Genomic DNA, 21577 nt, shown 5'->3' on the forward strand with positions numbered 1-21577 from the left:
GATCGCCGAAAGAATGCCGGCGCAGCCGGAGGTTCCGGGCCGGAGCTTGTGGATCGACGCGTGGCGGACGCTCCGCCGCAACCGTGCGGCCGTCGCCGGCGGCCTGATCATCGCCGGCATGACGCTCCTCGTTCTGATCGGCCCGCTGTTCAGTCCCTACGCTTACGACTTCACGGACTGGGCGAACACGTCGATCGCGCCGAGCCTCGAGACCGGGCACGTCTTCGGCACGGACACGCTCGGCCGGGATCTCTTCGTGCGCACGCTCTACGGCGGCCGGATCTCGCTTTTGGTCGGCGTCGTCGCGACGATCGTGAGCCTCTTGATCGGCGTGAGCTACGGGGCGACCGCGGGCTATTTCGGCGGGCGCGTGGACCACGTGATGATGCGCATCGTCGACATCCTGTACGCGATGCCGTTCATGTTCTTCGTGATCCTGCTGATGGTGTTCTTCGGCCGCAACATCCTGCTGATCTTCGTCGCGATCGGCGCGATCAACTGGCTCGACATGGCGCGCATCGTCCGCGGGCAGACGTTGAGCTTGAAGCACAAGGAGTTCGTCGAGGCCGCGGAAGCCCTCGGCGTCTCGACCTTCGCCGTGATCCGCCGGCACATCGTGCCGAACCTGCTCGGCGTCGTCGCGGTCTACGTGACGCTGACGATCCCGCAAGTGATCCTCGTGGAATCGTTCCTGAGCTTTCTCGGCCTCGGCGTGCAGGAGCCGATGACGTCGTGGGGCGCGCTCGTGAAGCAGGGCGCGGAGGAGATGGAGAGCGCGCCGTGGATGCTGATCTTCCCGGCCGTGTTCCTCGCGACGACGCTCTTCTGCTTCAACTTCCTCGGCGACGGCCTGCGCGATGCCCTCGATCCGAAGGACCGCTGAGAAAAAAGGTGTCAGACACCATTTTCCCGAAAATCGTGTCTGACACCTTTTTTGCTGCGGAGGCTTGATGGCGCTGCTCGACGTCAAGGACCTGAACGTTCGGTTCGACACGCCGGACGGCGACGTGCACGCGGTCAAGGGCCTCACGTTCGCGCTCGCGGCGGGCGAGACGCTCGGCATCGTCGGCGAGTCGGGCTCGGGCAAGAGCCAGAGCATGCTCGCGTTGATCGGCTTGCTGGCCGACAACGGCCGCGCAACAGGCTCGGCGATCTTCGACGGGCAGGAGCTCCTCGGGCTCGACGACCGGCAGCTGCGGCGCATCCGCGGCCGCCGCATCTCGATGATCTTCCAGGACCCGATGACGTCGCTGAACCCGTACCTCACGATCGGCGACCAGATGACGCAGGCGCTCCGCGCGCACGAGCGCGTGTCGGCCGCGGCCGCGAGGGCGCGCTGCGTCGAGATGCTCGACGCGGTGCGCATCCCGGACGCGCGCGCCCGCCTGCGCCGGTACCCCCACGAGCTTTCGGGCGGCATGCGCCAGCGCGTCATGATCGCCGCGAGCCTGCTGCTCGGTCCGCAGGTCTTGATCGCGGACGAGCCGACGACGGCGCTCGACGTCACGGTGCAGGCGCAGATCCTCGAGCTGATGCGCGAGCTGAAGGACCGCTTCGGTACGGCGATCATCCTGATCACGCACGATCTCGGCGTCGTCGCGGGCCTCGCCGACCGCGTGCTCGTCATGCACGACGGCGAGCTCGAGGAGCAAGGCGACGTCGAGCGCATCTTCTACCGGCCCGAGCGCCCGTACACGCAGGCGCTGCTCCGCGCCGTCCCGCGGCTCGACGGGGCCCGCGTCGAGCGGCTCGCGAGCGTCGCGGACGCCGTCGGCCGCAACGGCGGCGAGGCGGCGGGCCCGTCGGGCGACCGCGTTGCCGGGCAGCCTGCCGAGAACGCGGCGCCGTCGATGCCGGCCGGACCGGCGGCGGCTGCCTCCGCCGATCGCGGGCGATCGCCCCACGCCCCGGCGCTCCTGAAGGTAGAGAGCCTGCGAGTGCATTACCCGGTTCGCACCCGCGGGTGGTGGGGGCGGCCCGCGACGTTGAAGGCCGTCGACGGCGTGGACCTGACGCTCGCGCCCGGGGAGACGCTCGGCATCGTCGGAGAGTCGGGCTGCGGCAAGTCGACGCTTGCGCGTGCGATTCTGAGGCTCGCGCCGGCAACCGGCGGCACGGTGTGGATGGCCGGGCGCTCGCTGACCGACCTCGAGCAGAAGGAGCTCAGGCCGCTCAAGCGCGATCTCCAGGTCGTCTTTCAGGACCCGCTCGCGTCGTTGAACCCGCGGATGACGGTCGGGGACATCGTGGCCGAGCCGCTCGAGGTTCACCGTCCGGAGTTGAGCAAAGCGGAGAGGCGCGCGCAGGTCGCCGACGTGCTGCGCCGAGTCGGCTTGAGCGGCCGCGAGCTGAACCGCTACCCGCACGAGTTTTCCGGCGGGCAATGCCAGCGAATCGGCATTGCCCGCGCGCTGGTCCTGAAGCCGAAGCTGATCGTGTGCGACGAGCCCGTGAGCGCGCTCGACGTCTCGATTCAGGCCCAGATCGTGAACCTGCTGATGGATCTGCGCCGCGACCTCGGCCTCTCGCTGATCTTCATCGCGCACGACCTCGCCGTCGTCCGGCACATCAGCCATCGCGTGATGGTCATGTACCTCGGCGCGGTCATGGAGCTCGCTCCGCGGGACGCGCTCTACGAGCGCCCCGCCCACCCGTACACGCGTGCGCTGATCAGCGCCGTGCCGCTGCCCGACCCGCGGGCCGAGCGCGCGCGGCGGCGCGAGCTCTTGAGCGGAGATTTGCCGTCGCCGATCGATCCGCCTTCCGGCTGCCGCTTTCGGACGCGGTGCCGGTACGCGGCGGAGCGCTGCGCGCGCGAGGCGCCGGCGCTCCGCCCGGTCGGCGGGAGCCTCGTCGCCTGCCACCGTGCCGAGGAGGTGGCGGGAAAAAAGGTGTCAGACACCATTTTTCGCGGGGACATAAGGTGCGGCGAAAAACAAGGTGTCTGACACCTTTTTTCGTGTCAGACACCTTTTTTTTCGGGCCGTACGCAGAGTCCGAACTGGAAATAGCCGCGGGCTGCCGATAACATGCGCGCCCCGGGAGCTCACGACGACACGGAGAGTCTTCAAAATTGTCCACGCACGCAAGGATTAGCGCGTCCGCCGGTCTGGGCGCTCTCGCGGTGCTCGCTTTGGCCATGCTCGCGCCGTCGACCGAGGCGCAGGCGCCGGCCGCCAAGGCGCCTCTGCCCCCGCTCGCGCCGCTGACGATCGAAGGCAACCCGGAGCGCGGCAGGCAGCTTGCGGCGACCTGTGCCGGCTGCCACGCGATCCCCGGCTATCACAACGCGTACCCGTTCTACCACGTGCCGAAGCTCGGCGGGCAGAACGCCGATTACCTCGAGGTCGCGCTGCAGGGCTACCGGCGCGGCTCGCGCTCCCACCAGACGATGCAGGCGCAGGCGGCGAACCTCACGGATCAGGACATCGCCGACATCGCGGCCTATCTCTCGAGCCTCGACGACGGCGACACGTCGGGCATCTCGCGGGCGTCTCCGGAGGAGATTCTCGCGGGTCGGGAGAAGTCGGCCACGTGCGCGCCGTGCCACGGGCCGGCCGGCATCGCGCAGTCGAGCCAGTGGCCGAATCTCGCCGGGCAGCACGAGTCGTACCTCGAGCAGGCGCTCGCCGAATACAAGAGCGGCGCGCGCGAGGATCTCGTGATGGGGCCGATGGCCTCGTCGCTCGACGCGGAAACGATCGAGCAGCTCGCCGCGTATTTCGCCGCCCAAGACGGGCTCTACACGCCGGACAAGATGTAGCGGCTCGCGCCGGCCACCGGCCCGCGGCCGAGCGGGCCGGAGACCCCTTCTCGTCGGGAGCGGTGTACCCTGGCGCCTGCGGCCGGGGCCTTTCCCTGCGGAGTGCGGCGATGACCGAAAGCTTTCGCGCCTTCCGAATCCACGAGTCGAACGGCGGGATCCGCGCGGCGCTCGAGCGCCTCACGCTCGCCGATCTCGGCGCCGGCGACGTCGTGATCCGCGTCACGTATTCGTCGATCAACTACAAGGATGCGCTCGCCGCGACCGGCGCGGGCTCGATCCTGCGCCGGTTTCCGCTCGTCGGCGGCATCGATCTCGCCGGCACCGTGCTCGAGTCCGACGACGCGCGCTTCGCGCCGGGCGACGAGGTGCTCGTGTGCGGCTGCGGCCTCGGCGAGACGCACGACGGCGGCTACGCCGAGATCGCCCGCGTGCCCGGCGATTGGGTCGTGCCGATGCCGCCGGGACTCGACGCGCGGCGCGCAATGGCGATCGGCACCGCCGGGCTGACCGCGGCGCTCGCGATCCATCGGCTCGAGCGGAACGGCCAGCACCCCGCGCTCGGCCCGATACTCGTGACCGGCGCGACGGGCGGCGTCGGCAGCATCGCGATCGATCTCCTGAGCGGCCGCGGCTACGAGACGGTCGCGCTGACCGGGAAGCCCGACGCGCACGCGTACCTCGAGTCTCTCGGGGCCGCGCGCATCGTCGATCGCCGCGGCCTCGAGCTCGCCGGCAAGCCGCTCGGGCCCGCGACGTGGGGCGGAGGCGTCGACGCCGTCGGCGGCGATGTCCTCGCATGGCTGATCCGCACGACCCGCGCGAACGGCAACATCGCGTCGATCGGCCTCGCCGGCGGCGCCGCGCTCGCGACGACGGTGCTGCCGTTCATCCTCCGCGGCGTGAGCCTGCTCGGCATCAACTCGGTCTCGATCGAGCCGGGGCTTCGCGCCGACCTCTGGACGCGGCTCGGCGCGGCGCACGCGCCGCGGAACCTCGACCGCATCGCGGCCCGCGAGGTCTCGCTCGACGAGCTGCCGGGCGCCTTTCGCGCGCTCCTCGACGGCGCCGTCGTCGGCCGCGTGATCGTTCGAGTCGCGGGTTCGTCGTAGCGCGCCCGCGGGGAACGAGCGCCGCCCGGGCCCCCGTATACTCCGCCGATGCAGCACGCCCCGCTCGACGAGTCCCGCGTGGGCCGGTCGCTCGCGGCCGCGGGTGCCGCGGCCGGCGCGGCGGAGGTCGGCCGGCTCACGGCGTTCCTCAACCTGCTCGTCAAATGGAACCGCGTCTACAACCTCACCGGAATCCGCGACGCCGACGAGCTCGTCGAGCGGCACCTGATCGAGAGCCTCGATCTCGCGCCGCTGCTCCGCGGCGAGCGGATCGCCGACGTCGGCACCGGGGCCGGCCTGCCCGGCCTGCCGCTCGCGATCGTCGCGCCGGACCGGCGCTTCACGCTCGTCGAGAGCCGCGCGAAGCGCGTGCGCTTCCTGCGTCACGTCGTCGGCGAGCTCGGGCTTTCGAACGTCGAAATCGAGCATTGCCGGGTCGAAGACTTACGTTGCGAGCGGCCGTTTGATACCGTGCTCGCCCGGGCGGTGGCGCCGCCGGCCGAGCTCATCGCGATGACACGACACTTGACCGCGCCGAGCACGATCCTGCTGCTCCTGACGGCCGCGCGGCTCGAGCGGGAGTGGCGGGATCTCGCCGCGAGCCTCGGCGTCCGGCCGATCGCGGTCGACGCGCCGGGCGCGGCGCGGCGCAGCGCCATCGTGATGCTCGAGCGGATCTGACCGAACCCGGGGGGCACCCACACGATGGCGAAGGTGATTGCCGTAGCTAACCAGAAGGGCGGCGTCGGCAAGACGACGACCTGCGTGAATCTCGCGGCGTCGCTCTGCGCGACGCAGCGCCGCGTGCTGCTCGTGGACCTCGATCCCCAGGGGAACGCCACGATGGGATCGGGCATCAACAAGAACGGCGTGGAAAGCACGATTTGCGACGTGCTGCTCGACGGGGTCGCGATCCGCGACGCGGTCGTGCGCCCGGCCGAGGGCGGCTTCGAGGTCGTGCCGAGCAACCAGTCGCTCACCGCCGCCGAGGTGGAGCTGCTCTCCCGCCCCGACCGCGAATTCAGGCTGCGACGCGCGCTCGAGCCCGCCGCTGCGGATTTCGACTACGTGCTGATCGACTGCCCCCCGGCGATCAACATGCTGACCGTGAACGCGCTGGCGGCCGCCGATCACGTGTTGATTCCGATGCAATGCGAGTACTATGCGCTCGAAGGGCTCACCGCGCTGATCGATACCATCGACCAGATACGCGCGAGCGCGAATCCCAAGCTCGAGATTCACGGCATCCTGCGGACGATGTTCGATCCGCGAAACAATTTGGCGAACGAGGTGTCCTCGCAGCTGATCGACCACTTCGGCGAGCGGGTCTACCGCACCGTCATTCCGCGCAACGTGCGTCTCGCCGAAGCCCCGAGCTTCGGTCGCGCCGTGCTGTTCCACGACAAGTACTCGCGGGGAGCGCTGGCCTATCTGGCGCTCGCCGGCGAGATCAACCGCCGCGAAGGGGCGGCGCCGGCAGGCGTGCGTTGAAATCGGAGGAGTTCGGGCGCATGGCGAAGCGAAGAAGTCTCGGGCGAGGACTCGACGCGCTGCTCAGCACCGCCGCTCAGAGCACCGCAAGCGCACCGCGCGCGGACGACGCGTTGCGGGAGGTCCCGGTGGACCTGCTCGAGCGCGGCCGTTACCAGCCGCGGATCGACATGCGCGAGGAGACGCTGGCCGAGCTCGCCGAGTCCATCCGCGCGCAGGGTATCGTGCAGCCGATCGTGGTCCGGCCGCTCGCCGGCGGCAACGGGGAGACCCGCTACGAGATCATCGCCGGGGAGCGCCGCTGGCGGGCCGCGCAGATCGCCGGGCTCGAGAAGGTTCCGGCCGTGGTCCGGGATATCCCCGACGAGGCGGCCGTCGCCGTCGCGCTGATCGAGAACATCCAGCGCGAGGACCTGAATCCGCTCGAGGAGGCCCGCTCGCTGAAGCGCCTCGTCGAGGACTTCAACATGACGCACGCGCAGGCGGCCGACGCGGTCGGCCGATCGCGGGTGACGGTCAGCAACCTGCTGCGGCTCCTCGAGCTGCCCGAGCCCGTGCGGACGATGCTCGAGCGCCGCGAGCTCGACATGGGGCACGCGCGGGCGTTGCTCGGCGTCGCGTCGCCGGCCGTTCAGCTCGAGCTCGCGCAGAAGATCCGCCGGGAAGGCTGGAGCGTCCGCGAGACCGAGAAGGCGATCCGCCGGCTGGGCGAGGCGTCGCGCACGTCGAGCAAGCCGTCGAACGGGCATGCGAAGGACCCGAACGTGCGGCGCCTCGAGTCCGAGCTCTCGGAAAAGCTCGGCGCGGCGGTCACGATCGAGCACGGCCGCGGAGGCGGCCGCATCACGATCCGCTACCACAGCCTCGAGGAGCTCGACGGCATCGTCGAGCATATTCGGTAAAACGGAAAACGGCGGGATCTTCCGCCGTTTTTCCGGGCCCCGCGGAGGTCATCTCGCACCGGTGCGGAAACGGCCGCCGACCGCTTCTTGCCCGGCCCTGTTTCCGGGTCGCGTCGTGTTGAATAGCCGCTGGCGACTCCTTACAATGCCGCGGCTGAACGGGGGCCGCGGCTCCGCCGCGGCTTTTTGCCGACAAGCCAGCATCTAGCGCAATCAAGAGGCCCCGTGCTCAACGACGACAGGCGCGTCGTGCTGCTGACATTGCTCCTGCAGACCGGCGCCAGCCTGGGGTTGGCCGGACTTTTGGCGCTGTGGGATCAGGTGGCCGCCCTATCCGCGCTGCTCGGCGGGATGACCGCGGTCGTTCCAAACGGGTTTCTCGCTGCAAGGCTCCTGAAGCCGCGCGCCGGCGGCGCGCGCGGCCTGATGCGGTCGGCCTGGATCGGCGAGATCGGCAAATTACTTCTGACGGCATTGCTGTTCGGGGTGATATTCGCGTTCATAAGACCGTTGGCGGTGCCCGCCGTGTTCGGCGGATTCATCGGCGCGCAGTTGGTGGTGTTCGGGGCGCTGCTCATCGGCGGCACGGCGCGCCCCTCGACGACGAAGAGCTGAGCAATGGACGAATCGCACGCGGGCGGGCATGGGGAAACCGCCACGGACTACATCTCTCACCACCTGACGAATCTGCAGGTGTGCCGAGCCGACGGCCGGTGGGTATGGAACGACTGCGCCGGCAACTTCTGGACGCTCAACGTCGATTCGATGTTCTTCGCCGTGCTGCTCGGCGTCGTGTTCATCTGGCTCTTCGGCAAGGTCGCGAAGAACGCGACGGCCGGCCGACCGGGGAAGCTCCAGACCGCGATCGAGATGATCGTCGGTTTCGTCGACACCTCCGTGAAGGACGCGTTCCACGGCAACAACGCGCTGATCGCGCCGCTTGCCCTCACGCTCTTCGTGTGGATCTTCCTGATGAACCTGATGGACCTTCTTCCGATCGACTGGCTGCCGACGGCGGCGGCGGCGGTCAACGTCGAGTATCTGCGCGTCGTGCCGACGGCGGACGTCAACGTCACGTCCGCGATGGCCTTCGGGGTATTCCTGCTGACGATCTATTACTCACTGAAAATCAAGGGAGCTGGAGGGTTCGTCAAGGACTTCACGATGCATCCGCTGCCGCCGCCGACGAAGGGCATCGGCCTGATCGCCGCGCCGCTGATCATCGCGTTCAATTTCGTTCTCGAGTTCGTCTCGTTCCTCGCGCGTCCCCTCTCGCTGTCGCTGCGACTCTTCGGCAACATGTACGCCGGCGAGCTGCTCTTCGTTCTGATCGGCCTGCTCGGCCTGTACCAGCTCCCGCTCCATTTCGGCTGGGCGGTGTTCCACATCCTGGTCGTCATCCTGCAGGCCTTCATCTTCATGATGCTGACGATCGTGTACCTCAGCCAGGCGCACGAGCAGGAGCATTGACGGGCGCCGCGGGCGGCGAAGAAATTTTTCGAAGCAAGATCATCCTGGACTGGAGAGACTGATGGATATCGTGATTGGCATGACCGCAATTTCGGTGGCGATCCTGATCGGCCTCGGCGCCTTGGGAGTGGGTGTCGGCATGGGCCTGCTGGGGGGCCGGTTCCTCGAAGGCGCGGCCAGGCAGCCGGAGCTCGCTCCGATGCTCCGAACCCAAATGTTCCTGGTCGTCGCGCTGCTCGACGCGGTCGCGATGATCGGCGTCGGCATCGCGCTGTACTTCGCATTCGCGAATCCGTTCGTCGGGCAGCTCCAGGGCGCCCTCTGACGGTCCCGGCTCCGGGAAGGCGCTTTCGAAGCGACCAGGCAGGGGAACGCGAGTGGATATCAACATGACTTTCGTCGGCCAGACGATCGCGATGATCTTCTTCGTGTGGTTCACGATGAAGTACATCTGGCCGCCGATCATCGGCGCGATCGAGGCGCGGCAGGTGGCGATCGCCGACGGCCTCGCGGCCGCGGAGCGCGGACAGAGCGATCTCGCGCGGGCGAAGAGCGAGGCGGAGAAGATCATCGCGGCGGCACGCGAGCAGGCGCGCGGCATCGTCGATCAGGCAAGCGCCCGCGCGGCCGACATCGTCGAGTCCGCGAAGGCGGAGGGCGAAGCGGAGAAGCAGCGCCGGCTCGAGAGCGCGCGCGCCGAGATCGAGGTCGAGATGAACCGCGCGCGCGACGAGCTGCGCGCGCAGGTCGCGGCGATCGCCGTCGCCGGCGCGGAGCGGATCCTCGCGCGCGAGATCGACGCGCAGGCGCACCGCGATCTGCTGGACCGCCTCGCGGCCGAGCTGTAGTCCGCGGGCGGCACGATGGCGGACTACGGCACGGTGGCGAGGCCTTACGCACGAGCGGCGTTCGACATCGCGCGCGAGGCAGGGGCGCTCGAGGAGTGGTCGCAGGCGCTCGCGGCGGCCGCGTCCGTCGTCGCGAACGAAGACGCGGAGCGGGTCCTGTCGAGCCCTACCCTGACGGACGAGCAGCGCGCGGAGCTCGTTGCGAGCATTGCCGGCGCCGTGGCGGACGGGGCTCTCCTCGCCGCGCCCGAGGGTAAGAGCTTCCTGCGGCTGCTCGCGGAGAACGATCGGTTGTCCGCGTTGCCCGCGATCGCGGAGCAGTTCGACGAGCTCAAGTCCGAGGCGGAGAACAAGATCGAGGTCACGCTCGTGTCCGCGTCCTCCGTCGAGCCGGAAATCGCGGAGAGGATCGCGGCGGCGCTCGAACGCAGGCTCGGCCGCAAGGTCGAATTGAAGCTCGAGGTCGACGAGAAGCTGCTCGGCGGCGCGATCATTCGGGCGGAAGACATGGTCATCGACGGCTCGGTCAGAACGCGCCTCCAGCGCTTGGCCGAGACGCTGATCGATTGAGAGGATCGACACATGGCAGCACTCAAGGCTTCCGAGATCAGCGATCTCATCCGGCAGCGAATCCAGAATTTCGAGGCGACCGCGGAAGCCCGCGACGTCGGCACGATCATCGCGCTCACCGACGGCATCGTGCGCATCCACGGCCTCGCCGACGTGCAGTACGGCGAGATGCTCGAGTTTCCCGGCGGGAGCGTCGGGCTCGCGCTGAACCTCGAGCAGGACTCGGTCGGCGCCGTGGTCCTGGGCGACTACACGCACATCTCGGAAGGCGACACGGTCAAGACCACCGGGCGCATCCTCGAGGTGCCCGTCGGCGAGGCGCTCCTCGGGCGGGTCGTCGACGCGCTCGGCAACCCGATCGACGGCAAGGGCCCGATCGCGGCCACCGAGACGTCGCCGATCGAGAAGGTTGCGCCGGGCGTCATCGAGCGCCAGTCCGTGAGCCAGCCGGTGCAAACCGGCCTCAAGTCCATCGACTCGATGGTGCCGATCGGCCGCGGCCAGCGCGAGCTGATCATCGGCGACCGCCAGACCGGCAAGAGCGCCGTCGCGATCGACACCGTGATCAATCAGCGCGGCACCGGCATCAAGTGCATCTATGTCGCGATCGGGCAGAAGAACTCCACGGTTGCGAACGTCGTGCGCAAGCTCGAGGAGCACGGCGCGATGGAGCACACGATCGTCGTCGCGGCGAGCGCGTCCGAGTCGGCGGCGATGCAGTACATCGCGCCGTATGCCGGCTGCTCTATGGGCGAGTACTTCCGCGACCGCGGCGAGGACGCGCTGATCATCTACGACGACCTGACGAAGCAGGCCTGGGCGTACCGGCAGGTGTCACTGCTTCTGCGCCGTCCGCCCGGCCGCGAAGCCTATCCGGGCGACGTCTTCTACCTGCACTCGCGGCTGCTCGAGCGCGCGTCGCGCGTGAACGCCGCCTATGTCGAGCGTGTCACGAACGGCAAGGTCAAGGGCAAGACCGGGTCGCTGACGGCGCTGCCGATCATCGAGACGCAGGCGGGCGACGTCTCGGCGTTCGTGCCGACGAACGTGATCTCGATCACCGACGGCCAGATCTATCTCGAGACGGACCTCTTCAACGCGGGCATCCGGCCGGCCATCAACGCGGGTCTCTCCGTGTCGCGCGTCGGCGGCGCCGCGCAGACGAAGATCATCAAGAAGCTCGGCGGCGGTGTGCGCCTCGCGCTCGCGCAGTACCGCGAGCTCGCGGCCTTCGCGCAGTTCGCGTCGGACCTCGACGCCGCCACGCGCCGCCAGCTCGAGCGCGGCCAGCGCGTCACCGAGCTGATGAAACAGAAGCAGTATTCGCCGCTGTCGGTCGCCGAGATGGCGCTGTCGCTCTTCGCCGTGAACAACGGCTACCTCGACGACATCCCGGTGAGCAAGGTCGTGACGTTCGAGGCCGGGCTCCACGCCTACGCGCGCGCGAACGCAAAGCCGCTGCTCGACCGGATCAACCAGTCCGGCGACTACGACGACGAGATCGAGGCCGAGCTCCGCCGGGTCGTCGAAGGCTTCAAGACCACCGGCACGTACTGAGCGAGAAATAAAAGGTGTCAGACACCTTTTCCGTAGCGTCGGCAAAAAAAGGTGTCAGACACCCTTTTTTAAGGTGAAACGAGATGGCGAGCGGTAAGGAAATCCGCACGAAGATCGCGAGCGTGAAGAACACGCAGAAGATCACGAAGGCCATGGAGATGGTGGCGGCTTCGAAGCTGCGCCGCACCCAGCAGCGCATGGAAGCCTCCCGCCCCTACGCGGAGCACATCCGCACCGTGATCGGGCACCTGTCCCAGGCGAACCCGGACTACCGCCACCCTTACCTCGTGACCCGCGACGTCAAGCGCGTCGGCTACATCATCATCAGCACGGACCGCGGGCTCGCCGGCTCGTTGAACGTCAACGAGTTCCGCGTGATCGTGAACGACCTTCGCAAGTGGCAGCGCGAGGGGATCGAGGCCGATCTTTGCATCATCGGAGCGAAGGGCATCGCGTTCTTCCGACGGCTGCAGACGAACATCGTCGCCGCCACGAGTCACCTCGGCGAGGTGCCGCGCGTCGCGGATCTGATCGGCGCGATCACGGCGATGACCGTCGCGTATCAGCAGGGGCAGATCGACCGCCTATTCCTCGTCCACAACGTGTTCGTCAACACGATGACGCAGCGGCCGGAGATCACGACGCTGCTGCCGGTCGAGCCGGTGGATGCCGATTCTCTCCAGCAGCATTGGGACTACATCTACGAGCCGAACGCGGCCGAGCTCCTCGACGGGGTGCTCACGCGCTACATCGAGTCGCAGGTCTACCGCGCGGCGGTCGAGAACGTCGCCTGCGAGATGGCCGCGAAGATGGTCGCGATGAAGGCGGCGACGGAGAACGCCGGGAAGTTCATCGATCAGCTCCAGCTCGCATACAACAAGGCGCGCCAGGCCGCGATCACGCAGGAGATCGCGGAGATCGTCGGCGGCGCCGCAGCGGTTTCACAGTAAAGGGAAGTTTCGAGATGAGCGCTATTGCGGCAACCCAGCCCAGCACGGCAACCGGAAAGGGCACGATCGTTCAGGTGATCGGCGCCGTCGTCGACGTCGAATTCCCGCGCGACTCGATCCCGAAGGTCTACGATGCGCTGAAGCTCGACGACCGCCACCTGACGCTCGAGGTCCAGCAGCAGCTCGGCGACGGCATCGTCCGCTGCATCGCGATGGGCTCGAGCGAGGGGCTGCGCCGCGGGCTCGCCGTGACCAATACCGGCGAGCCGATCTCGGTGCCGGTCGGCGCGCCGACGCTCGGCCGCATCATGGACGTGCTCGGCGAGTCGATCGACGGCAAGGGTCCGATCAACGCCGACGAGCGCTGGCCGATCCACCGCGAGGCGCCGAGCTACGAGGAGCAGGCGCCGACGACCGAGCTGCTCGAGACCGGCATCAAGGTCATCGACCTGATCATGCCGATCGCGAAGGGCGGCAAGGTCGGCCTCTTCGGCGGCGCCGGCGTCGGCAAGACCGTCACGCTGCTCGAGCTGATCAACAACATCGCGAAGGAGCACGGCGGCTACTCGGTGTTCGCGGGCGTCGGCGAGCGCACGCGCGAGGGCAACGACTTCTATCACGAGATGACGGAGGCGGGCGTCCTCGACAAGGTCGCGCTCGTGTTCGGCCAGATGAACGAGCCGCCGGGCAATCGGCTCCGCGTCGCGCTCACGGGCCTCACGATGGCGGAGTACTTCCGCGACGAGGGCCGCGACGTGCTGATGTTCATCGACAACATCTATCGTTACACCCTCGCCGGCACGGAGGTCTCGGCGCTTCTCGGCCGCATGCCGTCCGCCGTCGGCTATCAGCCGACCTTGGCCGAGGAGATGGGCGTGCTGCAGGAGCGCATCACGTCCACGAAGAAGGGCTCGATCACGTCGTTCCAGGCTGTGTACGTGCCCGCCGACGACCTGACCGACCCGTCGCCGGCGACGACGTTCGCGCACCTCGACGCGACGCTCGTGCTGTCGCGGCAGATCGCCGAGCTTGGCATTTATCCGGCCGTGGATCCGCTCGACTCCACGAGCCGTCTCCTCGACCCGAACGTGATCGGACAAGAGCACTACGATACGGCGCGCGGCGCGCAGGCCGTGCTGCAGCGCTACAAGGAGCTTCAGGACATCATCGCGATCCTCGGCATGGACGAGCTTTCCGAGGACGACAAGCTCACCGTGCAGCGCGCGCGTAAGATCCAGCGCTTCCTGTCGCAGCCGTTCTCGGTCGCCGAGACCTTCACCGGCCAGCCCGGCAAGTACGTGCCGCTCAAGGATACGATCCGCGGCTTCAAGGCGATCGTCGAAGGCGAGTACGATCATCTGCCGGAGCAGGCCTTCTACATGGTCGGCACGATCGAGGAAGCCGAGGAGCGCGCGAAGACGCTGGCGTAGGAGCCCCGAGCACATGACCATTCACGTCGACATCGTCAGCGCCGAGGGCGCGATCTACTCCGGGGAGGCGCGAATGGTCTTCGCGCCGGCCAAGATGGGCGACGTCGGGATCGCACCCCGGCATGCGCCGCTGTTGACGGACTTGAGGCCGGGCGAGGTGCGCGTGCAGACCGGCGAAGGCGAGGAGAAATTCTTCTACGTCACCGGCGGCGTGCTCGAGGTGCAGCCGCATCTCGTGACCGTCCTCGCCGACAGCGCCCTTCGGGCCGAGGACCTCGACGAGGCCGCGGCGCTCGAGGCCCGGGAGCGGGCGCGGCAGGCGCTCGAGGGCCGCACGGGCGAGATCGACCTCGAGCAGGCGCAGCGCGAGATGGTCGAAGCCGAGGCCCGCTACCGCGCCGCGCAGAAGCTGAAGGGCAAGCGCTCGAGCTGACGCGGCGCGGCGCGACGCCGCGGCCGGGCCGGCTCGCGCCCGCAGGCGGCGCGCGTGCCTCGGCGGCCGGCACGTCTCCCGCGGTCGCCGCTGCGCCGCCTCCCGTGCCCCGGCCGTGTGACCCGCTAGGCGGCGTCGCTTCCCGGCGACGGTATCATCCCCTACGGGCCTAGCGTCGCATCCCGGATAACCCTTAGATTGTGCATTCCGGAACGTTCCTTCGAGGAGCGCGCCGGGGCGGCGGACAGGGAAGTATTGGAGGTTCCCGGACTGCGGAACGGCCCCTACTAACTCGTCGAGGATTCTTCGTTGCCGGTATCCGTCATCGTCCTGGCCGCGGGCCAGGGCAAGCGCATGTATTCGGACGTGCCGAAGGTGCTGCAGCCGCTCGCCGGCCGGCCCCTCCTCGCGCACGTGCTCGACACCGCGCGGGCTCTCGGCCCCGCGGCGATCTACGTCGTTTACGGCCACGGCGGCGAGCAGGTCCGCGAGGCCTTCGCGGATGCGGACCTCCGCTGGTGTCTCCAGGCGGAGCAGCTCGGCACCGGCCACGCGGCCGCGCAGGCCCTGCCCGCGGTCCCCGACGATCACGTCGTGCTCGTGCTGTGCGGCGACGTCCCGCTCGTCGGCGTGGCGACCTTGAACCGGCTCGATGCGGCCCTTCGCGAAGGCGTGGGGCTGGCCTTCTTGACCGCGCAGGTCGAGGATCCCTCCGGCTACGGCCGAGTGCTGCGTGATCCGGAAGGCCGGGTCGTGCGGATCGTCGAGGAAGCGGAAGCCGCAGGCGGCGAGCGCGACGTACGGGAAATCAACACCGGCCTGCTCGCGGCAGGCGCCGCGGACCTGCGCCGATGGCTTGCCGGTGTCGGCAACCACAACACGCAGCGCGAGTACTACCTGACCGACGTCGTCGCCGCGGCCGTCGCCGAAGGCCGGACCGTCGCCGGCATCCCGGTCGAGGAGGCCGCGGAGGTCCTCGGCGTGAACGACAAAGCGCAGCTCGCGGCCGCCGAGCGCGCGATCCAGCGCCGCATTGCGCGTGCGCTCCTCGAGCAAGGCGCGACGATCGCCGATCCCGACCGGATCGACGTGCGCGGCACGCTCGAGGTCGGGCGCGACGTGTTCATCGACGTCGGCGCCGTGTTCGAAGGGCGGGTGCGGCTCGGGGACGGCGCCCGCATCGGCGCCTACAGCGTGATTGTCGACGCGACGATCGGCGCGGGATCGCTCGTCCATCCGCACACCGTCGTGCAGGGGCTCGAAACGGGCGCGCGTTGCGAGATCGGACCGTTCGCCCGCATCCGGCCCGGCACGTCGTTCGCGGATCGCGTGAAGATCGGGAATTTCGTCGAGGTGAAGAACAGCCGCGCCGATCAGGGGACGAAGGTCAATCATTTGACCTACATCGGGGACACGACGCTCGGCAGCGCCGTCAACGTCGGCGCCGGAACGATCACCTGCAACTACGACGGCGCCGCAAAGCACCGCACCGTGATCGGCGATCGCGCGTTCATCGGCTCGGGCGTCATGCTCGTCGCGCCGGTCTGCGTCGGCGAGGACGCGACGATCGGCGCCGGCTCTACGATCACGAAGGACGCCCCGCCGGGCGAGCTCACGCTCGCACGCTCGCAGCAGGTCACCGTGCAGGGGTGGAAGCGTCCCCGCAAGAAGGATCCGCACGCGGAGAAGGAAGCGGAAAGCGAGAAGAACGGCCGCCGCGATTGAGCGGCGCCGCGGACGGGAGGAGTCCTAACGGCCATGTGCGGAATCGTCGGTGCGATTGCGGAACGCAACGTGACGCCGATCTTGATGGAGGGGCTCAAGCGGCTCGAGTATCGCGGCTACGACTCGGCAGGTCTCGCCGTCGTCGAGGGCCGCGAGCTCAGGCGCGTGCGCCGGCTCGGGAAGGTCGAGGCGCTGCGGGAGGCGCTCGAGCGCGAGCCGCTCCGCGCCTTCGTCGGTATCGCGCATACCCGCTGGGCGACGCACGGCGTGCCGAGCGAGGCCAACGCGCACCCGCACATCTCGGGCTCCGATGTCGCCGTCGTGCACAACGGCATCGTCGAGAACCACGATGCGCTCAGGGCCGAGCTCCTCTCGGCCGGCTTCGAGTTCACGTCGCAGACCGATACCGAGGTCGTCGTGCATCGCGTCCGCCACCATCTGGCCGACGCCGGCAATCTTCTCGAAGCCGTGCGCCGCACCGTCGCCGAGCTCGACGGCGCGTACGCGCTCGTCGTGATGAGCGCGCGCGACCCGGATTGCCTCGTGACCGCGCGCGCCGGCTGCCCGGTCGTGATCGGCCTCGGCATCGACGAGAACTTCGTTGCGTCCGACGTCGCGGCCTTGCTGCCGGTTACCCGCCGCTTCGTCTATCTCCAGGAAGGCGACGTCGCGGTGATCCGGCGCACGAGCTACGAGATCTACGACCGCTCGGGCGAGCGCGTCGAGCGTCCGGTCGTCGACAGCGATCTCACGCCCGACTCCGTCGAGCGCGGACGGTTCCGGCATTTCATGCAGAAGGAGATTCACGAGCAGCCGGCGGCGATCGCGAACACGCTCGAGGAGCGCATGAGCCGCGGGCGCGTCCTCGACGCGATCTTCGGCCTCGAGGCCGCCGAAGTGCTAAATGCCGTGCGCGGCGTGCACATCGTCGCCTGCGGCACGAGCTACCACGCGGGCATGATCGCGCGTTACTGGATCGAGGAGCTGACGCGGCTGCCTTGCAGCGTGGAGATCGCGAGCGAGTACCGGTATCGCCGGCCCGTCGTGCCCACGGAGACGTTGTTCGTCACGATCTCGCAGTCCGGCGAGACCGCCGACACGCTCGCCGCGCTCCGGATGGCGCAGGAGCTCGGCTACCTCGGCACGCTCGCGATCTGCAACGTTCCGGAAAGCTCGCTCGTCCGGGAATCCGATCTCGTGCTGATGACGCGTGCCGGCCCCGAAATCGGCGTCGCGTCGACGAAGGCGTTCACGACGCAGCTCGCGGGGCTCGCCCTCCTCGCGATCGCGCTCGGCAAGCGCAACGGCCTCGATAGCGAGCGCGAGGCCGCGCTCGTGAAGCAGCTCGAGGAGCTTCCGGCGCTGGTCGAGCGGACGCTCGCGCTCGACGGGCCGATCGCCGCGCTCGCCGAGTCCTTCGTCGACAAGCAGCACGCCCTGTTCCTCGGCCGCGGCGCGCTGAATCCCGTCGCGATGGAGGGCGCGCTGAAGCTCAAGGAAATCTCGTACATTCATGCCGAGGCGTATGCCGCCGGCGAGCTGAAGCACGGCCCGCTCGCGCTCGTCGACGACGAGATGCCGGTGATCGCCGTCGCGCCGAACAACGAGCTGCTCGAGAAGCTGAAGTCGAACCTTCAGGAAGTCAGGGCGCGCGGCGGGCAGCTCTACGTCTTCGCCGATCCGGAGATCGAGCTGGCCGAAGACGAAAGCACGCACATCATGCGGCTGCCGGTCCGCGCCGAACGGCTTCAAGCGCCCGTGCTCTACACCGTGCCGATGCAGCTCCTCGCGTATCACGTTGCCGTGCTGAAGGGGACCGATGTGGATCAGCCGCGGAATTTGGCGAAGTCGGTGACGGTGGAGTAAGGGATTGCACCAGCCAGCAAGCCCTTGTCCGAAAGTCGAGGGGTTGGGCCGCCTCCGCCCGGATTGACGCCGCCGCTTGCAGCGAACGCGTTCAGCCGTCGGGCCGATGCGCGTCGCCTCAATCTTTCTTCGACAAGCCTAGCACCTGGCCAAGCGGGCTCAGTACCGCCGATCCGCCCCGTTTCAGCACATGGGTGTAGATCTGCGTCGTTCGCACGTCCTCGTGACCCAGCTGCTCCTGCACCGTGCGGATGTCCATGCCGCGCTCGAGCAGATGGGTCGCAAACGAGTGCCGCAACGTGTGGCAGCTTGCGGGCTTCTCGATGCCCGCTTTCCGAATGGCATGCTTTACGGCCCTCTGCACGGCGCTCGCGTCGATGTGATGCCGGCGCGTTACGCCCGAGCGCGGATCGACGCTGCGCGTCCGGGCCGGAAAGACGTACTGCCAAGCGAGCATCCGTCCGGCATTCGGATATTTGACCGCGAGGGCGCGGGGCAGCGCGACTTCTCCAAAGCCGTCAGCCAGGTCCTTACCGTGCACGAGCTTGACGCCTTCGATTTGCCGGCGCAGCGCTTCGATCAACTCGTCCGGTAGCGTCACGACGCGATCCTTGCCGCCCTTGCCGTCGCGGACCACGATCGCGCGATGATCGAAATCGACGTCCTTGACGCGCAACCGCACGGCTTCCATAAGGCGCAGCCCGGATCCGTACATGAGACACGCGGGGAGCCAGTAGGGTGTGTCGAGGCAGCGGAGCAGGCGCGCGACTTCTTGCTGTGTGAGGACCACGGGCAACCGTTGCGGCTGCTTTGCGCGCACAATGCCGGGAATGCCCCCGAGGGGGCGCTCGAGCACGGCTCGGTAGAGAAAGACGAGGGCGCTCAGCGCCTGATTTTGCGTGCTGGAAGTCACCTCGCGCTGAATCGCCAAGTGCGAAAGGAAGGCCGCGACCTCCGGCTCCCCGAGGTCTCTGGGATGGCGCATTCCATGGAAGCGGATGTAGCGGACGATCCAGTCGATGTAGCTCTTCTCGGTTCGTGGACTGTAGTGACGTACGCGAATGGCGGCCCGCACTTGATCCAGGAACGGAGATCGCCGTTTTGACTCGCTCATCATCCGCCTTCACGTGCGTTGACGATGAGCCCGATTGTGGCCCGCGGGGGCAGCAGACGCGCCGTGTCTTATTGCGGAGTTCGTCGATATATTTGCCGGGAAATGCCTGGACGATCGAACTAAGTTGATCTAACGTCTTGTTTCAAAGGGGAGTTCGAAGCGAGCAGCGTTGGTTCCGCGCTGGCGTTAATATTATGCGAAATAGCGGACCGTGGATTAGATGGAAAGATACCGTGTTTAAACACGGTGTCTCGCTGTCCACTTAATGTTAGGCCTTCATAGACATGCGCTTCACCGTCGTTACGTACGGCACCGAAGGAGATACGCGACCGATAGTGGCGTTGTGCCGAGGGCTGATAGCGATCGGTCACAGCGTTCATCTATTCGCTGATCGTTCGACGCTCTCGACGGCAAAGCTTCTCGGTGTGGCGGCTACGCCTCTGGCAGGAGACATGCGGGAGGCAGCTGATCCGGATGCGGCGCTCTCAAGGCTGATGAAAGATGGTGGTGGAGTTCAACGGATGACTCGTGCCGTTGCGCGGATCGCCAACGCCAATACGGCTGCTTGGATGGAGTGCGTTCTGAAGGACGCGCGATCATCGGATGCCATTCTCTTTTCGGGAATTGCGAGCTATATCGGCCTCTCGGTTGGAGAGTGCCTGAACATTCCGGCTATCGGGCTGGGCCTTTGGCCGATATCGCCAACGAGAGAGTTCGCCTCACCCCTGCTCAGACCTTGGCGGATGCCAGGGTGGCTCAACCTAGCCAGTCACCACGCTGTGAACCGATTACTGTGGCGACACTTTCGCAGAAGTTTGAATGAGGCGCGCCGCAAGATTGCCAGCCAGCCAAACCGTCGTGCTATGTGGCGGCGATATCCGGTCATGTATGGAGTTTCGCGGTATTTGGTGCCGCAGCCAAAGGATTGGCCAGCTGAGTGGCAGATCTGTGGGGCATGGCGTATCCCGGAGGGCCTGTGGACGCCTCAGGACGATCTCGCTGAGTTCATTGCTGATGGTCCCCCGCCGATATACATAGGGTTCGGAAGCATGGGCGGGTTTGACAAAGGGAGGCTCCTTGCGGTGGTCATTGATGCTGTAGCTGGTCGAAGGGCAATCTTCTATCCTGGCTGGAGCGGTATTGTATCTACGGAACTACCATCCAACTTCTTCACGGTAGGAGAGACGTCGCATGCCTGGCTTTTCCCACGGATGTCTATGGTGATTCATCATGGAGGCGCCGGTACATCACATTCCGCTGCACAAGCAGGTGTGCCTTCGATCGTGATTCCGTTTGCCGGCGATCAGTTCTTCTGGGCTCATAGGTTGGCCTGTGCAGGTATCGCCCCAGCGTATGTGGAGCATACTAGGATCGATGCCGCGGTCCTTGCTGATGCAATTTCGTATGCAGAGCGTGATGACGTCCGGGACCGCGCCAAGAAGCTGGCTGCGGTCATTTCTCAGGAAGATGGGGTGCGCAACGCCGTTGAAGGCATCGCGCGCGTTCTCGAAGAGGCCTAACATTCAGATGCAGCGGACATGTCAAAAGCGTCACGCCCCTTGCATGCGCAAGGGCCGCGCCGCTTTTGCCATGCCGCTGATCTGAGCGTTAGGCCGCCGGAATCGAGCGAGCGCCAGTGCAGTGGAGAGGTTCCTTCGGTCGAGCGAGGAGAGCATCGTCAGCATCAGGAACCTCACCGCGATCCTCCGCGGTCATTCGAATGCCAGGTTTGCCTTCGCCACTTCGAGTGGCAGACTTGAAGCGCACGCAATGGCCGTAGCATGGGGAGTTCTGATAGGTTGCGGCAGTTGGAGGGCGAGGCTTTAGTCGACGAAGTGCCAGTCGGAGAGGCGGACTTCGGTCGCGGCGCTCCGAGCGTCGCAGCTGCCGAGGAGAAACGTGTCCAGAGATGCGAGCATGGGTGGCAAAGCGCATCCGTCATCAGTGCATTGGCGGTCGGGCGAAATTCGTAAGCGCCGCTTGGGGCAGAGGCAAGCCATCGAAGCGATTCGGCTTCGAGCAGCAGGTCACCCTTCGTTCAAATGGGGGATCGGCCACAGCGGCAAAGTCGAATGTTTCGTTCCTGGCAGCTTCGGCACGGTGGTCGCCGGCCGCCTAACAATGCGCTGCAGACGGACGCAACTACTCGTCACGATTCTTGCCGGGGCAAGAATCGCGCCGAGTAGTCGCGCCGCTGAGCTTTAGCGTTATACGCCCTGGAGACGTTAGCTCGTGAGCACAGTAGCGTTTCGCTCCAAGGTCGACGTGTGGCTCGCCGTCGTGATTGTCGGCATTTTTCCCGCCATCGCTACCATCTTTGTGCGGTCGGGTTCGTCCGCTGCTTTT

20 protein-coding genes and 1 pseudogene are annotated in these 21577 nt (G+C 67.3%); 20 read left to right on the forward strand and 1 reads right to left on the reverse strand.

The features are described 5' to 3' along the window. Nucleotides 1-13 precede the first annotated feature (13 nt). From VF329_08270 to glmS, 19 genes and pseudogenes are all read left to right on the forward strand, one after another. Entirely contained in the window at nucleotides 14-883 is an 870-nt protein-coding gene (locus VF329_08270) for an ABC transporter permease subunit (GenBank protein ID HEX7080993.1), read from the forward strand. Nucleotides 884-950: 67 nt separating this feature from the next. After that, entirely contained in the window at nucleotides 951-2948 is a 1998-nt protein-coding gene (locus tag VF329_08275) for a dipeptide ABC transporter ATP-binding protein (protein HEX7080994.1), read from the forward strand. Between the two features lie 191 nt (nucleotides 2949-3139). Then, nucleotides 3140-3460, forward strand: a pseudogene (locus VF329_08280) (cytochrome c). Nucleotides 3461-3505: 45 nt separating this feature from the next. After that, nucleotides 3506-3763, forward strand: a complete 258-nt coding sequence (locus VF329_08285; protein ID HEX7080995.1) for a c-type cytochrome — start codon at nucleotides 3506-3508, stop codon at nucleotides 3761-3763. A gap of 110 nt (nucleotides 3764-3873) precedes the next feature. Continuing rightward, nucleotides 3874-4875, forward strand: coding sequence for an acryloyl-CoA reductase (locus VF329_08290; GenBank protein ID HEX7080996.1), 1002 nt, complete (start codon nucleotides 3874-3876; stop codon nucleotides 4873-4875). A gap of 48 nt (nucleotides 4876-4923) precedes the next feature. Beyond that, entirely contained in the window at nucleotides 4924-5556 is a 633-nt protein-coding gene (rsmG, locus tag VF329_08295; GenBank protein ID HEX7080997.1) for a 16S rRNA (guanine(527)-N(7))-methyltransferase RsmG, read from the forward strand. A gap of 24 nt (nucleotides 5557-5580) precedes the next feature. Continuing rightward, complete coding sequence (locus VF329_08300; protein HEX7080998.1) at nucleotides 5581-6366, forward strand: ParA family protein; 786 nt, start codon at nucleotides 5581-5583, stop codon at nucleotides 6364-6366. A gap of 20 nt (nucleotides 6367-6386) precedes the next feature. Continuing rightward, entirely contained in the window at nucleotides 6387-7268 is an 882-nt protein-coding gene (locus VF329_08305; GenBank protein ID HEX7080999.1) for a ParB/RepB/Spo0J family partition protein, read from the forward strand. 225 nt (nucleotides 7269-7493) lie between these two features. Next, nucleotides 7494-7883 (forward strand): ATP synthase subunit I, encoded by a 390-nt coding sequence (locus tag VF329_08310; GenBank protein HEX7081000.1) that lies wholly within the window; start codon nucleotides 7494-7496, stop codon nucleotides 7881-7883. Between the two features lie 3 nt (nucleotides 7884-7886). Further along, nucleotides 7887-8738 carry a F0F1 ATP synthase subunit A gene (atpB, locus tag VF329_08315; protein HEX7081001.1) on the forward strand — a complete coding sequence of 284 codons (852 nt, stop codon included), beginning with the start codon at nucleotides 7887-7889 and terminating at the stop codon, nucleotides 8736-8738. Between the two features lie 61 nt (nucleotides 8739-8799). Further along, nucleotides 8800-9063: a F0F1 ATP synthase subunit C gene (gene atpE / locus VF329_08320; protein ID HEX7081002.1), complete on the forward strand. Its 264-nt coding sequence runs from the start codon at nucleotides 8800-8802 to the stop codon at nucleotides 9061-9063. Between the two features lie 52 nt (nucleotides 9064-9115). Continuing rightward, nucleotides 9116-9586: a F0F1 ATP synthase subunit B gene (locus tag VF329_08325; protein HEX7081003.1), complete on the forward strand. Its 471-nt coding sequence runs from the start codon at nucleotides 9116-9118 to the stop codon at nucleotides 9584-9586. A gap of 15 nt (nucleotides 9587-9601) precedes the next feature. After that, nucleotides 9602-10156 carry a F0F1 ATP synthase subunit delta gene (locus VF329_08330; GenBank protein ID HEX7081004.1) on the forward strand — a complete coding sequence of 185 codons (555 nt, stop codon included), beginning with the start codon at nucleotides 9602-9604 and terminating at the stop codon, nucleotides 10154-10156. Between the two features lie 12 nt (nucleotides 10157-10168). Continuing rightward, complete coding sequence (atpA, locus tag VF329_08335; protein ID HEX7081005.1) at nucleotides 10169-11713, forward strand: F0F1 ATP synthase subunit alpha; 1545 nt, start codon at nucleotides 10169-10171, stop codon at nucleotides 11711-11713. Between the two features lie 83 nt (nucleotides 11714-11796). Further along, the gene (gene atpG / locus VF329_08340; protein ID HEX7081006.1) at nucleotides 11797-12663 is read left to right on the forward strand and encodes a F0F1 ATP synthase subunit gamma; all 867 of its coding nucleotides are present in this window, start codon (nucleotides 11797-11799) and stop codon (nucleotides 12661-12663) included. A 14-nt stretch (nucleotides 12664-12677) separates the two neighbouring features. Next, nucleotides 12678-14093, forward strand: coding sequence for a F0F1 ATP synthase subunit beta (gene atpD / locus VF329_08345; protein HEX7081007.1), 1416 nt, complete (start codon nucleotides 12678-12680; stop codon nucleotides 14091-14093). 13 nt (nucleotides 14094-14106) lie between these two features. Then, complete coding sequence (locus VF329_08350) at nucleotides 14107-14526, forward strand: F0F1 ATP synthase subunit epsilon (protein ID HEX7081008.1); 420 nt, start codon at nucleotides 14107-14109, stop codon at nucleotides 14524-14526. Between the two features lie 309 nt (nucleotides 14527-14835). After that, the gene (gene glmU, locus VF329_08355; GenBank protein ID HEX7081009.1) at nucleotides 14836-16251 is read left to right on the forward strand and encodes a bifunctional UDP-N-acetylglucosamine diphosphorylase/glucosamine-1-phosphate N-acetyltransferase GlmU; all 1416 of its coding nucleotides are present in this window, start codon (nucleotides 14836-14838) and stop codon (nucleotides 16249-16251) included. Between the two features lie 33 nt (nucleotides 16252-16284). After that, entirely contained in the window at nucleotides 16285-18117 is a 1833-nt protein-coding gene (glmS, locus tag VF329_08360; protein ID HEX7081010.1) for a glutamine--fructose-6-phosphate transaminase (isomerizing), read from the forward strand. Between the two features lie 118 nt (nucleotides 18118-18235). Here the strand turns inward: glmS and VF329_08365 are convergent, their stop codons facing one another. Beyond that, nucleotides 18236-19231, reverse strand: coding sequence for an integron integrase (locus tag VF329_08365; protein HEX7081011.1), 996 nt, complete (start codon nucleotides 19229-19231; stop codon nucleotides 18236-18238). 284 nt (nucleotides 19232-19515) lie between these two features. On the opposite strand from VF329_08365, the gene VF329_08370 reads away from it, so the two are divergent. Continuing rightward, nucleotides 19516-20751 carry a glycosyltransferase gene (locus tag VF329_08370; protein HEX7081012.1) on the forward strand — a complete coding sequence of 412 codons (1236 nt, stop codon included), beginning with the start codon at nucleotides 19516-19518 and terminating at the stop codon, nucleotides 20749-20751. Nucleotides 20752-21577 lie beyond the last annotated feature (826 nt).

It is taken from the genome of Gammaproteobacteria bacterium, from assembly GCA_036381015.1.
Taxonomy (GTDB): Bacteria; Pseudomonadota; Gammaproteobacteria; order Steroidobacterales; family Rariloculaceae; genus ZC4RG20.